This is a genomic window from Bradyrhizobium sp. 930_D9_N1_4 (assembly GCF_052076015.1).
Lineage (GTDB): Bacteria > Pseudomonadota > Alphaproteobacteria > Rhizobiales > Xanthobacteraceae > Bradyrhizobium.
On record NZ_CP197236.1, the window covers coordinates 2,624,822 to 2,639,059 of the forward strand.

A 14,238-nucleotide genomic window follows, 5' to 3' on the forward strand; every position below is an offset into this window, starting at 1 on the left:
ACCCCCTGCCTCTGAAATTGTTGGGAACACGGAGACGAGATGATCTCCGGCAGGGATTTGGAAACGCCGACCCGAAAGAGGGAGGGGAAAATGACGAGAACCCGCACGCCGGGCATCAGCCGCCGTTCAACACTGGCGCTGATGGGTGCCGGTGCGATGAGTGTTGCCGCGCCGTGGGTGGCGCGCGCCCAAGCCAAGACTGTCAAGATCGGCATGCCGACGATTCTGTCGGGCCGCGTCGCGCAGCTCGGCACGTCGTCGCGCAATGCGGTGATGCTCGAGGTCGACAAGGTCAACGCCGCCGGTGGTCTTGCCGGCCGCCAGATCGAAATGGTGGTCCGCGACTCCAAGGGCCAGCCGCAGGAAGCCGCCCGCGTCGCACGCGAGCTCGTCAATACCGACGGTTGCGAGCTGCTGCTCGATGGGGAAGCGTCGTCCGGATCCTTCGCGGTGCACGAGGTCGCCCGCGATCTCGGCGTGCTTTGCATCCATACCTGCTCGGAAGCCTCTTCGCTCACCGCCGATCCGAAGCAGCACATCCCGAACGCGTTCCGCTGCGTCCGCCAGGGCATCCACGATTCCATCGTCGGCGGCAGCTACGCGGCAGCGATCTCCAAGGCCAAGGGCCTGAAGAAATGGGCGACGTGCTCGCCCGACTACGCCTATGGCCGCGACACCACCGGCGAGTTCACGCTGTACCTGAAGCGCTTTGCGCCCGACGTCGAGATCATCAGCGAGTCCTGGCCAAAGCTGTTTCAGCCCGACTACACCGAGGTCGTGACGAAGATTTTGCAGGCCAAGCCGCAGGCGCTGTACTCCTGCCTCTGGGGCGGCGATCTCACCTCCTATATCGACCAGGCCAACATCTATGCGATGTTCACCCAGATGGAGGTGTTCGCGGTCAACATGGCCGACTACACCGCGCTCACCGTGGTGAAGAACCTGCCCAAGGGCATCCACTCCGGCAACCGCTACATCAAGACATTCCCGACCACGCCCGAGAACGCCGCCTGGGGCGATGCCTACAAGGCCAAATACAACGAGTATCCGACCAACTGGTCGTGGCAGAACGCGACCGCGGTGATGTTCCTCGCCGAAGCCGCCAAGAAAGCGAACTCGACCGACGGCAAGAAGATCGCGGAAGTGCTGAAGGGCCTCACCATCAAGTGCCCGTTCGGCGCCGACGGCACCGTGACGATGCGCGGCGACGACCACACGCTGGTCGGCTACGCCATCGGCTGGGGCACCACGATCCCGCAGGAGCCGTACGTGCCCGAGGTCAAGGTCGGCGACTGGAAGACCATCTTCGAGCTCGAGGCCGAGTGGAAGAAGAGCAAGGGCTACACCTGATCTGACTTGCGGCGGAGACGGGTGACTGTCTCCGCCGTTTGATTTGGTTCTCCGCGCGCTATCAGGCGCGCTGCAATGAAAGTGCTTTCCGTGGATCTCGACGCGCTCGTCGGCTGCCTCTCCAGCTCCGCCTGCCTGGTGACGCAAACCACCAGCGGCCTCATCATCGGCATGCTGCTGTTCCTGGTCGCGGTCGGTCTGACGCTGATCTTCGGCGTGTTGAAGGTCGTTAATTTCAGCCATGGCGCCTTCTATATGTTCGGCGCCTATTTCGCGATGACGGCCTATCAGCTCACCGGCAGCTTTGCGCTTGCGATGCTCGCGGGCGCAGCGGGGACTGCCCTTCTCGGCCTGATCTTCGAACGCGTCTTCATGAGCAGGGTCTATGGCGCCGACGTGCTGATGCAATTGCTCGTCTGCTACGCCTTCGTGCTGATCTTCGACGACGTGGTGCGACTGATCTGGGGACCTGAATTCAAGTCGATGGGCATGCCCGCCGCGTTCCAGGTGATGCCGCTGTTCATCGCCGGCGGCGTGGTGCCGCCTTATTATCTGCTGCTGATCGGCGTCGCGCTCGTCGCAGCGATCGTGCTCGGCATCGGATTGTCGCGCAGCCGCATCGGCAAGGTGATCCGGGCGGCGGCACATAATCCCGGCATGGTCTCGGCGCTCGGCATCAACACCGGCCTGATCTATGGCGGCGTGTTCGCGCTCGGCGGCATGCTGGCGGGACTGGCCGGCGCGCTCGCTGCGCCCGTACGGTCGCTGACGCCCGGCATGGGATTCTCGGTGCTGATCGAATCCTTCATCGTCACCGTGATCGGCGGCATGGGCTCGATTGTCGGCGCGCTGGTTGGCGCGCTGCTGCTCGGCCTGATCCGTTCGTTCGGTTCGCTCGGTTTTCCCCTGTTCACGGAAGGCCTGATGTATCTGTTTATGGTGATCGTGCTGGTCTCCAAGCCCACCGGCCTGTTCGGCAAGGAGGCGGCATGACCGAGCTGGAGGCCGGACGCGCGCAGGCGCTGGTGCCGGTGCGCGGCGGTGCGGCGCTGCAACGCTATCGTGACGTCCTGATCGCGCTGATCGCCTTTGCGGTGCTCGCGAGCCTGCCGATGTTCACGGACAGCAAGGCGCTGCTCGATTTCGTCATCCGCTGCTCGGCTTACGGCCTGTTCGCGACCTCGCTCAATCTGCTGGTCGGCTACACCGGTCTGACCTCGTTCGGCCACGGCATGTTCTTTGGCCTGGGTGCCTACAGCTTTGGCCTGATCATGCAGAAGCTCGGCGTGCCCATTCCGGTCGCCTTCGTCGCGACGCTGGCGATCACGGCAGTGATTGCGGCCGTCATCGGTGCGATCTGCGTGCGGCTGAAGGAGATCTATTTCGCCTTCGTCACGCTCGCGTTCCAAATGCTGATCCACTCGACCATTTTGTCGTGGGCGTCCTTCACCGGCGGCGACCAGGGCTTGCGCGGCGGCATTCCGCGCCCAGCGTTCTTCGGCATCAATCTCGCCAACCATGTCCATCTCTACGTCGCGAGTTGCGCGCTGCTGATCATCGGCTTGCTCGCCATGCGCCAGATCGCGCAGTCGCCGTTCGGCTATACGCTTCGCATGATCCGCGACAACGCGGCGCGCGCGAGCTTCCTCGGCATCGACGTCTGGCGCGCAAAACTCACAGTGTTCGTGCTGGCGGCGCTGTTTGCATCGATGGGCGGCATGGTGATGGCGCTGTTCGTCTCCGGCGCCTATCCGGAATTCGCGTATTGGACGATATCGGGCGAAGCCATCTTCATCAACATGCTCGGCGGCGTCTCGACCTTCCTGGGACCGATGGTCGGCACCGTGCTGCTGCTACTGCTCAACGATACCGTCACGCGGTTCACCGAATACCACGGCATCGTGCTCGGCGTGGTCATCCTATTCTTTGCGTTGGGTCTGCGTAAGGGTTTGCTCGATTTCGTCGCCGATTGGTTCTCGCACCGGCGCGATACAGGCGAGGAGCGCTAGCCATGCTCGAGATCCGCAACCTCGCAAAATCCTTCGGTGGCGTGAAGGCGACCAACGACGTCTCGCTCGACTTCCCCGACGGCTCGCTCACCGCGGTGATCGGCCCGAACGGCGCCGGCAAGAGCACCTTCTTCAACCTGATCACGGGCGCGTTGAAACCGGATGCCGGCCAGGTGCTGCTCGACGGCGTCGATCTCGCCGGCCGCTCGCCGCCGGAGATCGTGCGTCACGGCATCGGCCGGGCCTTTCAGGTCGCGAGCATCTTCAAATCACTGACCGTGCAGGAAACCATGCTCGCCGCCGTCAGCGCCGACCAGCGCTCCTCCGCGGTATTGCACAAGCGCTTTCCCTTGCCGGAGACGCGCGACCGCGCCGAGCATGTGATGGAGCTGCTCGGCCTTGCTGGCAAGCGCAACCGTACCGCGGCGACGCTCTCGCACGGCGACCAGAAACTCCTCGATATCGCGCTCGCGCTCGTGCTCGAACCAAAGGTGCTGCTGCTGGACGAGCCGACCGCCGGCATGGGGCCGGAAGAGCGCTGGCGCATGATCGACAAGGTGCGCGAGCTCTGGGAGACGCAAAAAATCACTGTCGTCTTCATCGAGCACGACATGGACATCGTGTTCAAGATCGCCCCAAAAATCGTCGTGCTCTGCTACGGCCGCATTCTTGCGACCGGCACGCCTGACGAAATCCGCAACAACAGCGCTGTCATCGACGCCTATCTCGGCACCGAGCATGCAGGAGCGGCCGCGTGAGTGCCGTCGTCATCGAAGTCGCCGATCTCGACGTCTATTACGGCACGAGCCAGATCCTGTTCGGCGTCAGCCTCTCGGTGCGGCAGGGCGAGACCATGGCGCTGCTCGGCCGCAACGGCGCCGGCAAATCGACGACCATGAAGGCGATTATGGGCTTGGCGCCGCCGCGGCGGGGCAGGGTCAGCCTGCGCGGCGCAGTGATCTCCGGCCAGAAGCCGCATACCATCGCGCGTGCCGGCCTCGGCTTCGTGCCGGAGGATCGCCAGATCTTTCCGGAGCACACGGTCGAGGACAATCTCGTCATCGGAAAGAAGAAGGGCCCGGATGGACAAGACGAATGGTCCGTCGCGCGCATTTATGAGGTTTTCCCGCTGCTAGAGCCTTTGCGGAGTCGCATTGCCGGGCGCCTCTCTGGCGGCGAGCAGCAGATGCTCGCGATCGCGCGCACGCTGATGGGCAACCCGGCGCTGCTGCTGCTCGACGAGCCGAGCGAGGGCCTCGCGCCCATCATCGTGCAGCGGATCGGCGAGCTGCTGCGGCAGCTTCGTCAACTCGGCTCGACCGTGCTGATTGCCGAGCAGAACATGCACTTCTGCCTGGGGCTGGCGAGCCACGCCACGGTCATCGACAAGGGCCAGATCGTCTATGCCGCCGGAATCGACGAGCTGAAGGCTAATGATGCGATCCGGCGGCGCTATCTGGCCCTGTAGCCGGGTTCCGGACGTCTAGACCTGTCAAAAGAACAAAACTATTGCTTCTTGGGCGCCCGACGGAAGGAGTTTCCCCTTCGGGAGGCAAATACGCTAATCGCTTCCATTGCCGTTTGGGGCCGAAACGACGACATTCCATTCAGAATTTGATGGATTGACGGCCATGGAACGCACTGGATTTGAGCCCTTCGGCGAGCAGCTGGTGTCCGCAACGGACACGCAGCCCCGGTCGGGTGCGTCAAAGATGCTGCTGCGGGTCGGCACCGGCCTGTTCTGGTCGCTGGTTGCGGGTATCGTTCTCGCGCGTGCGGCCTTCTTCGAGCCGGGCATCTATGACGGCTTCAGCCGCGTCGCCTCGCTGGCCAAGAGCCTGATCTTCTAAGGCCCATTATTCCGGATCGAGGACAGAAGTTCTCTCGGCACTGATATGCCGAAAGCTTATTCCCCAACGGAGGCGTCGTGCGTATAAATCTTTCTCTTCCGGGAGAGATTTGTGTCGCAGAATCAAGCATCCAGCCCCACCGACGCCAAACCGACCACCGCCATCAGCCGCGTCGTCGCACTGATTCCCGGCATCCTCCTCTGTATCGCCGTCGCCGGCGTCTCGGCGCTGCTCGAGCACCTGGAGCTGGGCGTCTTCGAACATCCCTATGTCGAGGCGCTGGTGATGGCGATCCTGCTCGGGATGGCGCTCCGCAGCTTCTGGAAGCCCGCGCCGCGCTGGCAGGCCGGCATCGCCTTCAGCGCCAAACAGCTGCTCGAAGTCGCGGTCATGCTATTGGGCGCCTCGATCAGCTTTGCCGCCATCGCCGCCTCGGGTATCGCGCTTCTGGCATCGATCGCCGCGGTCGTCGTGATCGCGCTCACCGCCAGCTTCGGCCTCAGCCGCCTGCTCGGTCTCTCGACGCGGTTGTCGATTCTGATCGCCTGCGGCAACTCGATCTGCGGCAATTCCGCGATCGCCGCCGTGGCGCCGATCATCGGCGCCAACAATGACGAGATCGCATCCTCGATTTCCTTCACCGCGATCCTCGGCGTGATGATGGTGCTGGGCCTGCCGCTCCTGATTCCGCTCCTGCAATTGTCGGCCACGCAATACGGTATCCTCGCGGGTCTCACCGTTTACGCGGTGCCGCAGGTGCTCGCCGCGACGGTGCCGGCCGGGCTCATCTCGACGCAGATCGGCACGCTGGTGAAGCTGATGCGCGTACTGATGCTGGGGCCCGTGGTCGTCGGCCTGTCGCTCGTCGCATCACGGTGGCAGACCGATACCAAGAAGACCAATGTCGGATTCTTCCGCCTGGTCCCCTGGTTCATCCTCGGCTTCCTCGCGCTGGCGACGCTACGCTCGCTGGAGATCGTGCCGGGCACGGTGGTGGCGCCGATCACCAAGATCACAGGCTTTCTGACCGTGGTGTCGATGGCCGCTCTCGGCCTCGGCGTCGATGTGAAGGTGCTCGCCAATGTTGGGGGCAGGGTGACGGCCGCCGTAACGCTGTCGCTGATGCTGCTGCTCGGCATCAGCATCGCGCTGGTGCACTGGTTCAAGTGATCAGGGCAAAGCTGCCGTAGGGTGGGCAAAGGCGCGAAAGCGCTGTGCCCACCATTTCTCGACATTTGCTGAAAATTTGGTGGGCACGCTGACGCTTTGCCCACCCTACGTGACCGTCATTGGGGCGAGGTTAGATCAAATCACATCCGCGAGCGAATGTCCGTGCAGCTCGATGTTCAGTCCCTGCATGCCCATGTCGTTGAGCTCGCCGCCCATCGCCTTCAGGCTTTCTTCGCGGATCAGCGACATCAGCCCGCGGCGCAGCGCCAGGAATTCCGACGACATCATCATCGATTGCTGCCGCGGCCGTTCCAGCGGAATCGGGATCTCCGCCTTGATCGAGCCGGGACGCGCGGTCATGCAGTAGACGCGGTCGGACAGGAAAATCGCTTCGTCGATGTCATGGGTGACGAACAGGACCGAGATCTTCAGCCGCTGCCACATGTTGGTGAGGATCTGCTGCATGATGACCCGGGTCTGCGCGTCGAGCGCGCCGAACGGCTCGTCCAGCAGCAGCACTTTCGGTCCCGTCGCGAGCGCCCGGACGATGCCGACGCGCTGCTTCATGCCGCCGGAAAGCTTTTCCGGATAATGTTTCTCGAACGCCTCGAGCCCTGCGAGCCCGAGCAGGGTGCGGGCGGCGCGTTCGCGCTGGGAGCGGGGCATGCCGCGCATCTTCAGGCCGAACTCGACGTTCTCCCGCACGGTCTTCCAGGGAAACAGCGAATATTGCTGGAACACCATGCCGCGCTCGGCGCTCGGGCCGTTCACGCGTTCGCCGTCGACGGTGACTATTCCAGTGGTCGGCTTGAGGAAGCCCGCGACAGCATTGAGTAGCGTGGACTTACCACAACCGGAGGGGCCGACGATGGAGACGAACTCGCCGGGCTTCACGTGAATCTGGGTATCGGTGACGGCCTGAACCGGTCCTTCGATGCTGTCGTAGCTGAGAGAGAAATTCTTGACCTCGATATGACCCTGCGGTGCCTTGATCGCAATCTCCGTCATTTCAGTCTCCACGGCATCACCAATTGTCCAACTCCCCGGATCAACATGCTCGATCCCAGGCCGAGCACGCCGATCGCGATCATGCCGAGCGCGATGTCGGCATACTGGACCAGCGAATAGGCTTCCCAGGTGAAGTAGCCGATGCCGTATTGGCCCGAGATCATTTCAGCGGCGATCAGCGACACCCATGCGACACCCATGCCGACGGTGAGGCCGGTGAAGATGTGCGGCAGCGAGGCCGGAAAATAGACTTCGCGGAAGATCGAGCGCTCGCGCGCACCAAGACATTGCGACGCGCGCACCAGCACGGGATCGACCAGCGTCATGCCGTGCAGCGTATTGACCAGGATCGGGAAGAACGAGCCGAGGAAGGTGATGAAGACGATGCTCTGTTCGTTGGTCGGCCACAGCATGATCGCCATCGGCACCCAGGCGATCGCCGGGATCGGCCGCAGGACTTCGGCGACGGGGAAGATGATCTCATGAATCAGCTTGAAGCGACCCATGATCAGGCCGAGGGGGACGCCGATGATGGCCGCAAGCGAGAAGCCGATGATGATGCGCCGGCAACTCAGTACGATGTGCAACAGGAATTTAGGGTCGTGGATCGCCTTGGTGAAGCTCGCATAGACGGCGAGCGGCGAGGGCACGTTGGTGAAGCGCACGAAAAACACAACGCGATAGGTCGTGAGCAGGTGCCAGACCAGCAGGAAGGCAAGCAGCGAAATGATGCCGATCGCTATCGCGCGCAGGCCGCCTCGGTTCAGCCGATACCAGCGCAGCGCAACGGTGCCGAAAGAGGGCGGCGTCGCGGGCGGGGTGACGGCGGGCGCGGGGCCCGCCTCTGCAATGGCCGGCATGCTGTCCTCGGGATGTCTGACGAGGGCGGGGCTGCTCACGTCTTGCCTCCGCCGACGGCGGCCTTCACTGCCTCGTCGAAACCGAGCACCTTGCCGCTGATCCTGGCCGCGTGGGCTTCCGCGTCCTTCTTCAGCAGGAACGGCGCGACCTCGCCATTGCCGACTGCGAAGAAGGCCTGGTCGGCGAACAGCTTGATGCCGCGGGTCGTATCGAAGACGTAGGCGACGTTGATCTTCTTGCCCTTTGCCTTGAAGTCGGCGTAGGCCCCTAACGTACAACTGGCCGACGAGAACGGCAGGATGCCGGCATCGTCGACCCAGACCTCGCCAGCCTTGCGCGGATCGGCAATCGGCTTCTTGCAGAAGGAATCTTCGCCGGAGATCTCGTAGTTTTTGGTGCTCGCAAGCTGTGCGTCATAGTCGAGCTTCATCTCGGCATAGGCCTTGCGGATGTAACTGTCATCGACCCATTTCCTGGGATCGAACTCCTTCATCCGGCCAAGGTTCTGCAGCACCTTGACATCCGTCGCGGCGGCGTCGATCAGCGCCGGCTTCACCGTGGGATCGGTGGTCATGTTGCCGCTGGGACCGAGGAAGATGTAGACGACTTCCTTGTTGATGCCGGTCCATTCCTGGATCTTTTCAGCCGCGAGCTTGGGATCGTCGCGCAGCCACTGATTGGCCGCGATCAGCGCCTTGAAATAGGCCACGACGACCTCCGGGTACTTCTCCGCAAAATCAGTGCGGACGACGATGCCGTGGAACGTCGGCAGATTGGTCTCGACGCCGTCAAAGATCTTTCGCGCAAAGCCGCGGAACGGCAGCAGTTCGGCGAAGGGGACGAAGTCGGCATGCGCGTCGATCTTCTTCTCCTGGAGGTTGGTCGAGCCGACTTCCGGGCTCTGGCTGACGAGCTGGAAGAAATCAGCCGCGTAGCCGCGATCCTGCATCGCCTTCAGCACCATGCCATGGGCGGCGGAGCCGAAGGGCACGCTGACGAGCTTGCCCTTGAGGTCGGCGAGATCGTAATAGGGCGAGTCCTTGTGGACGACGAGGCCGTTGCCGGAGCCGGACAGGCTGTAGGCGGCGATACCGATCAGGCGGCTCTTGCTCTCGGGGTTGCTGTCGAACGTGAAGCCGTTCACGATCAGCGGATAGTCGCCCATCATGCCGATCTGAAGCTTGTTCGCCATCATCGCATTGGTGACGGGCGGGCCGGACGTAAAATTCTGCCACTCCATCTCGAACTTGATGTTGGAATATTTGCCGTCCTTCGGCAGATATTTTTCGAGGAGATGGAGCTGGCGGATGACGACGCCTGATGTCACCGTGTTGGTCGTGGTGTCCTGCGTTCCGATGCCGAGGGTGACGGTTTCCGCCGAGACCGGCTGCGCGAGGAAAAGCGCGAGCGACGTCACCGACAACGTGATCGAGAGCGTGGGAAGATGGCGGACCATTCTCATCCTCATTCGGTTGGATGTGCTGTGGTTGCCATGATTGGGTGAGGGCACCGGCAGGGCAAATCCGGAATGTCCGCCGCAGTCGATTAGTTGCCGGGAAAAGCTGATTGCATACTCCTTGGGCAGTCCTGCACTATAAAGCCGCTTGCCTGTGCACCGACGCTAGTCGCCGCCTTGGCCGCGCATCTCCTCCAGCACGTCGGGCCGGCAGACCACGATCTGCGACCGCCTGCTGACGACGATTCCCTTTTCCTGCATGCGCTTGAGGCTGATCGTGACCCATTGCCGGGTCGCACCGACCATGTGGGCGATGTCGGCATGGGTGAACGCGGCGGCGATCACCCGGCCGTCGGCATCCTCGACGCCGTAGAGCTCGACGAGATGCAGCAGGAGATGCGCGAGGCGCTGCGTGATCGAGCGCGTTCCCAGCATCTGGGCCAGCGCCGAGTAGCATTTGCCCTTGAAGGTCAGGCCCTCAATGAGACCAATCGCGAGGTTCGGGATCTCCAAGGCAAGCGATCGCAGTTCCTTTCCGGGCAGATGAACCACGCTGCAATTGCTGGATGCGACGCCGGACCATTGGTGCACGGTCCCTTCGAAGACTTCTGGCCCGCCGACGAAATTGCCGACATGCCAATAGGCCAGCGTGATCTCGCGTCCGAGCGGGGACGTGTAGAAGACGCGGATGCGGCCGCTTTCGATCAGCCAGATGCCGTCATGCTTGCCGCCCTGGCTGAACAGCGTCTGGCCGCGGTTGAGCACCTTTCGCCGGCCCTGCCTCAGCACCAGCTCGCGCTCGCGTGGCGTCAGCTTGTCCATCAACGGCGGCGGCCCGCCGATCCATTGCTGGTTCTCGGTGAGCAGCAGCGAGGAACTTCCCGAAGGCCGGATTGCCGGGGGAATAGCCCCGCGACCCGCATTCGCCGCCTGCAACATGAGCCGCCTCCGGAACGTTGAAATCGTTCTAAAGAGGAGCAATGTCCGTGCCAGATTCACTCTGCTGTCGTCGCCCGCCTTGTGCGCACTTGCGCACTGGGGCGGGCGATCCAGTATTCCAGAGACGTCAATGGGATGCGGAGGGGCTGCGGCGTACTGGATTCCCCGCTTTCGCGGGGAATGACGGCGGAGTGTGTGGGGCGATCTAGCCCTTAACGTCCGCCAAGCTCAGCAGATACGTCGTCGGATAAATCCCTCTGTTGTGCCCATCCGAAAACGAGATGTTCAGCCCATAGCCGAGATCGCCGATGTCGGTGATCGCGATGCCCGGAAATCGCTCCGGGAAGCGGCCGTCGAAGCGGGCGCGGGTGCAGTGGGCGCATTTGCAGGAGAGGCGGAGTGTTTCGGCAGGCACGCTGAGCGCATCACCCTCGGTGGTGCGCACGAGGAGCGTCGCAAGATCGGCGCTTGTCTCATAGTCGGTCACGGTCGGCGCCACCAGGGTCAAGGTCATGACGAACCTCCGACGCCTTTCTACGTCGACGCCCGCGCCCGCGAATAGCAACTAATTGCCGGCACAAGCTTGGCACGCCTGCCTGCTCTTCGATCACCGCCGGCCAAATTTGAAACTAATCAACCAGGAATTTCACTTCCGAATTGCCGGACTCTCTTCTCTCCGAGACGTTGCGAGCCAACGATGGGAAAGGAGAGACCATGAGCGCATTCCAGAAGGAAACGGTTTTGTCGGTCAGGCACTGGACCGACAGCCTGTTCAGCTTCACCGCGACGCGCGATCCCGGCTTTCGCTTCCAGAACGGCCAGTTCGCCATGATCGGCCTCGAGGTCAACGGCAAGCCGTTGATGCGGGCCTACAGCATGGCCAGTGCCAATCACGAGGAGGCGCTCGAATTCTTCTCGATCAAGGTGCAAGACGGCCCGCTGACCTCGCAGCTCCAGAAGATCAGGGAAGGCGACATCATCCTGGTCGGCCGCAAGGCGACGGGCACGCTGATCACCGGCAATCTCATTCCGGGCAAGCGCCTGCTGCTGCTCTCGACCGGCACGGGTCTCGCGCCGTTCGCCAGCCTGATCAAGGACCCTGATGTTTACGAGAATTACGAGACCATCGTGCTTGCTCACGGATGCCGCCAGGTTTCGGAGCTGGCCTATGGCGAGCACGTCGTCGGCGGCCTGCGCAATCATGAATTCTTTGGACCGCTGATCCGCGAGAAGCTCGTCTATTATCCGACCGTCACCCGCGAGCCCTTCAGGAATCGCGGCCGCATTACCGACCTGATCGCCTCCAACCAGCTGTTCGACGACATCGGGCTGTCAGGCCTCGATATCGAGACCGACCGCATCATGCTGTGTGGCAGCCCAGCCATGCTAGAGGAACTCCCTGCCATGTTCTCTGCGCGCGGTTTTGTCGAAGGCAACCACAGCCGGCCCGGCCATTTCGTGATCGAAAAGGCCTTTGTCGAGCGTTGAGGCGCAAATCGGCCCGCGGCGACAACTAATTGCTATCGCCGGAAAGCCCCCTGAACAAATCTGATGCAAAGGCGCCGGCTATCGGCGGACCAGGAGCAAGCGATGGCACTAGATGAGATCGTCGACGGACTTTCGGAGGTTTCCTGCGATGTGCTGGTGATCGGCGGTGGCACGGCCGGCCCGATGGCAGCGCTGAAGGCGAAGCTGAAGAATCCGAAGGCCAATGTCGTCCTGCTCGAAAAGGCCAACGTCAAGCGCTCCGGTGCGATCTCGATGGGCATGGACGGACTGAACAACGCCGTCATCCCCGGCTATGCGACGCCGGAGCAGTACACCAAGGAAATCACCATCGCCAATGACGGCATCGTCGACCAGAAGGCGGTCTATAAATACGCGCAGAACTGCTACAAGATCGTCGAGGAGCTCGACAGTTTCGGCATTCGCTTCCTGAAGAACGAGAACGGTGACTACGCCGTCAAGAAGGTGCACCACATCGGCAGTTACGTTCTGCCGATGCCGAACGGCGAGACCGTGAAGAAGGCACTCTACCGCCAGCTTCGCCGTGCCCGCATCCTGATCTCCAACCGCTACATGGCGACGCGGCTGCTGAAATCCGCCGATGGCCGCATTGCCGGCGCGATCAGCGTCAACACCCGCACGGCCGAAATCCTGGTGATCAAGGCCAAGGCCGTGATCCTGTGCATGGGGGCCGCCGGCCGCCTGGGCCTGCCGACCTCGGGCTACATGTTCGGGACCTATGAGAACGCTGCCAATTCCGGCGACGGCTATGCGATGGCCTATCACGCCGGCGCCGCGCTCGCGAACCTCGAATGCTATCAGATCAATCCGCTGATCAAGGACTATAACGGGCCGGCTTGCGCCTATGTCGCCGGTCCCTTCGGCGCCTTTACCGCGAACAACGAGGGCTCGCGCTTCATCGAATGCGACTACTGGTCGGGCCAGATGATGCTGGAGTTCTACAACGAGCTGCTCTCCGGCAAGGGGCCGGTGTTCCTCCAGCTCAAGCATCTCCATCCGAACACGATCGAAGAAATCGAAACGACGCTGCACAAGGTGGAGCGGCCGACCCGCGGCCTGTTCCAGCAAGGTCGTGGCGTCGACTACCGGAAAGAGTCGATCGAGATGCATATCTCCGAGATCGGCTTCTGTTCGGGCCACAGCGCCTCAGGCGTGTTCGTGGACGACAATGCGCGCACCACCGTGCCCGGCCTCTATGCCGCCGGCGACATGGCGAGCGTGCCGCACAATTACATGCTGGGCGCCTTCACCAACGGCGCGGTTGCCGGGGTCGACGCGATGGAATTTGCCGACAATCACGACTTTGCGGAGTTCGATGCGGCCGATGTCGCGGTGGAGCGCGACCGCGTGATGGCGCCGACCAAACGCGAGGACGGCATTCCGCCAAACCAGGTCGAGTACAAGACCCGCCGCCTCGTCAACGACTATCTCCAGCCGCCGAAGGTCACGCGCAAATACGAGCTCGGCATGCGCCGCCTCGCCGAAACGCGGCAGGACATGCAGGAACACATGATCGCGCGCAACGCGCACGAGCTGCTCCGCGCCCTCGAAGTGCAGTCGATCATGGACTGCGCCGACATGGCGGCGCACGCCTCGCTCTACCGGGAGGAGAGCCGCTGGGGGCTCTATCACTGGCGCACGGATTTCCCGGAAAAGGACAACGAGAACTGGTTCTGCCACACGCTGCTGAGCAAGCAGGACGGAAAGATGACCAGCGAGAAGCGTGCCGTCGAGCCCTATGTCGTCCCGATCGCGGATGACGAGAAGGATCTCTACGACAAGCAGCGCATCCGCGCGACCGCCTGATCCACCGTACCATAACAGGAGACATCAAATGCCTCTCGCGTCCCATCAGACATCGGTTCCGGTGGTCGTCGACGACGCCAAATGCATCGCGGACAAGGGCTGCACCGTCTGCGTCGACGTCTGCCCGCTCGACGTGCTTCGCATCAGCGACATGACCAACAAGGCCTACATGGCCTATGACGAGTGCTGGTACTGCATGCCTTGCGAAGCCGATTGCCCGACCGGCGCCGTCACCGTCAACATTCCCTATCTGTTGAGGTGA

Annotated in this window: 15 protein-coding genes; 10 read left to right on the top strand and 5 right to left on the bottom strand. The window is 62.6% G+C overall.

All coding sequences use genetic code 11. The annotated features are described in order from the left end of the window. Nucleotides 1-90: 90 nt before the first annotated feature. The 7 genes from AB7532_RS12125 (at nt 91) to AB7532_RS12155 (ending at nt 6,379) form a co-directional block, all read left to right on the top strand. Complete coding sequence (locus tag AB7532_RS12125; RefSeq protein WP_441235016.1) at nt 91-1,350, top strand: ABC transporter substrate-binding protein; 1,260 nt, start codon at nt 91-93, stop codon at nt 1,348-1,350. A gap of 90 nt (nt 1,351-1,440) precedes the next feature. After that, on the top strand, nt 1,441-2,343 hold the full coding sequence (locus AB7532_RS12130; RefSeq protein WP_441239253.1) for a branched-chain amino acid ABC transporter permease: 903 nt from the start codon (nt 1,441-1,443) through the stop codon (nt 2,341-2,343). After that, nucleotides 2,340-3,359 carry a branched-chain amino acid ABC transporter permease gene (locus AB7532_RS12135; protein WP_441235017.1) on the top strand — a complete coding sequence of 340 codons (1,020 nt, stop codon included), beginning with the start codon at nt 2,340-2,342 and terminating at the stop codon, nt 3,357-3,359. The genes AB7532_RS12130 and AB7532_RS12135 overlap by 4 nt, the downstream gene beginning before the upstream one ends. A gap of 2 nt (nt 3,360-3,361) precedes the next feature. After that, nucleotides 3,362-4,117 carry an ABC transporter ATP-binding protein gene (locus AB7532_RS12140; RefSeq protein ID WP_441235018.1) on the top strand — a complete coding sequence of 252 codons (756 nt, stop codon included), beginning with the start codon at nt 3,362-3,364 and terminating at the stop codon, nt 4,115-4,117. After that, complete coding sequence (locus AB7532_RS12145; protein ID WP_441235019.1) at nt 4,114-4,827, top strand: ABC transporter ATP-binding protein; 714 nt, start codon at nt 4,114-4,116, stop codon at nt 4,825-4,827. The genes AB7532_RS12140 and AB7532_RS12145 overlap by 4 nt, the downstream gene beginning before the upstream one ends. Before the next feature lie 163 nt (nt 4,828-4,990). Next, nucleotides 4,991-5,209 (top strand): hypothetical protein, encoded by a 219-nt coding sequence (locus tag AB7532_RS12150; RefSeq protein WP_441235020.1) that lies wholly within the window; start codon nt 4,991-4,993, stop codon nt 5,207-5,209. A gap of 111 nt (nt 5,210-5,320) precedes the next feature. Beyond that, complete coding sequence (locus AB7532_RS12155) at nt 5,321-6,379, top strand: YeiH family protein (protein ID WP_441235021.1); 1,059 nt, start codon at nt 5,321-5,323, stop codon at nt 6,377-6,379. A gap of 135 nt (nt 6,380-6,514) precedes the next feature. Here the strand turns inward: AB7532_RS12155 and AB7532_RS12160 are convergent, their stop codons facing one another. From AB7532_RS12160 to AB7532_RS12180, 5 genes are all read right to left on the bottom strand, one after another. Continuing rightward, a complete protein-coding gene (locus tag AB7532_RS12160) occupies nt 6,515-7,387 on the bottom strand; it encodes an ABC transporter ATP-binding protein (protein WP_441235022.1) in 873 nt (290 codons plus the stop codon). Continuing rightward, nucleotides 7,384-8,286, bottom strand: a complete 903-nt coding sequence (locus AB7532_RS12165) for an ABC transporter permease (RefSeq protein WP_441235023.1) — start codon at nt 8,284-8,286, stop codon at nt 7,384-7,386. Before AB7532_RS12165 ends, AB7532_RS12160 begins: the two co-directional genes overlap by 4 nt. Next, entirely contained in the window at nt 8,283-9,704 is a 1,422-nt protein-coding gene (locus AB7532_RS12170; RefSeq protein WP_441235024.1) for an ABC transporter substrate-binding protein, read from the bottom strand. The genes AB7532_RS12165 and AB7532_RS12170 overlap by 4 nt, the downstream gene beginning before the upstream one ends. A 165-nt stretch (nt 9,705-9,869) precedes the next feature. Then, nucleotides 9,870-10,643 (bottom strand): Crp/Fnr family transcriptional regulator, encoded by a 774-nt coding sequence (locus AB7532_RS12175; protein WP_441235025.1) that lies wholly within the window; start codon nt 10,641-10,643, stop codon nt 9,870-9,872. Nucleotides 10,644-10,848: 205 nt separating this feature from the next. Continuing rightward, nucleotides 10,849-11,157 (bottom strand): gamma-butyrobetaine hydroxylase-like domain-containing protein, encoded by a 309-nt coding sequence (locus AB7532_RS12180; RefSeq protein WP_441235026.1) that lies wholly within the window; start codon nt 11,155-11,157, stop codon nt 10,849-10,851. Between the two features lie 200 nt (nt 11,158-11,357). Between AB7532_RS12180 and AB7532_RS12185 the strand changes: the two genes are divergently transcribed. From AB7532_RS12185 to AB7532_RS12195, 3 genes are all read left to right on the top strand, one after another. Beyond that, on the top strand, nt 11,358-12,131 hold the full coding sequence (locus AB7532_RS12185) for a ferredoxin--NADP reductase (RefSeq protein ID WP_441235027.1): 774 nt from the start codon (nt 11,358-11,360) through the stop codon (nt 12,129-12,131). A gap of 102 nt (nt 12,132-12,233) precedes the next feature. Further along, nucleotides 12,234-13,976, top strand: a complete 1,743-nt coding sequence (locus AB7532_RS12190) for a fumarate reductase/succinate dehydrogenase flavoprotein subunit (RefSeq protein WP_441235028.1) — start codon at nt 12,234-12,236, stop codon at nt 13,974-13,976. 28 nt (nt 13,977-14,004) lie between these two features. Continuing rightward, a complete protein-coding gene (locus AB7532_RS12195; RefSeq protein WP_200454315.1) occupies nt 14,005-14,238 on the top strand; it encodes a 4Fe-4S dicluster domain-containing protein in 234 nt (77 codons plus the stop codon).

Excerpts from the sequence above, each read along its gene's own strand:
- AB7532_RS12135 (WP_441235017.1), top strand. The coding sequence starts at position 2,340 with ATGACCGAGCTGGAGGCCGGACGCGCGCAGGCGCTGGTGCCGGTGCGC.
- AB7532_RS12140 (WP_441235018.1), top strand. The coding sequence starts at position 3,362 with ATGCTCGAGATCCGCAACCTCGCAAAATCCTTCGGTGGCGTGAAGGCG.
- AB7532_RS12175 (WP_441235025.1), bottom strand. The coding sequence starts at position 10,643 with ATGTTGCAGGCGGCGAATGCGGGTCGCGGGGCTATTCCCCCGGCAATC.
- AB7532_RS12195 (WP_200454315.1), top strand. The coding sequence starts at position 14,005 with ATGCCTCTCGCGTCCCATCAGACATCGGTTCCGGTGGTCGTCGACGAC.
- AB7532_RS12180 (WP_441235026.1), bottom strand. The coding sequence starts at position 11,157 with ATGACCTTGACCCTGGTGGCGCCGACCGTGACCGACTATGAGACAAGC.
- AB7532_RS12185 (WP_441235027.1), top strand. The coding sequence starts at position 11,358 with ATGAGCGCATTCCAGAAGGAAACGGTTTTGTCGGTCAGGCACTGGACC.
- AB7532_RS12160 (WP_441235022.1), bottom strand. The coding sequence starts at position 7,387 with ATGACGGAGATTGCGATCAAGGCACCGCAGGGTCATATCGAGGTCAAG.
- AB7532_RS12190 (WP_441235028.1), top strand. The coding sequence starts at position 12,234 with ATGGCACTAGATGAGATCGTCGACGGACTTTCGGAGGTTTCCTGCGAT.
- AB7532_RS12125 (WP_441235016.1), top strand. The coding sequence starts at position 91 with ATGACGAGAACCCGCACGCCGGGCATCAGCCGCCGTTCAACACTGGCG.
- AB7532_RS12170 (WP_441235024.1), bottom strand. The coding sequence starts at position 9,704 with ATGGTCCGCCATCTTCCCACGCTCTCGATCACGTTGTCGGTGACGTCG.
- AB7532_RS12150 (WP_441235020.1), top strand. The coding sequence starts at position 4,991 with ATGGAACGCACTGGATTTGAGCCCTTCGGCGAGCAGCTGGTGTCCGCA.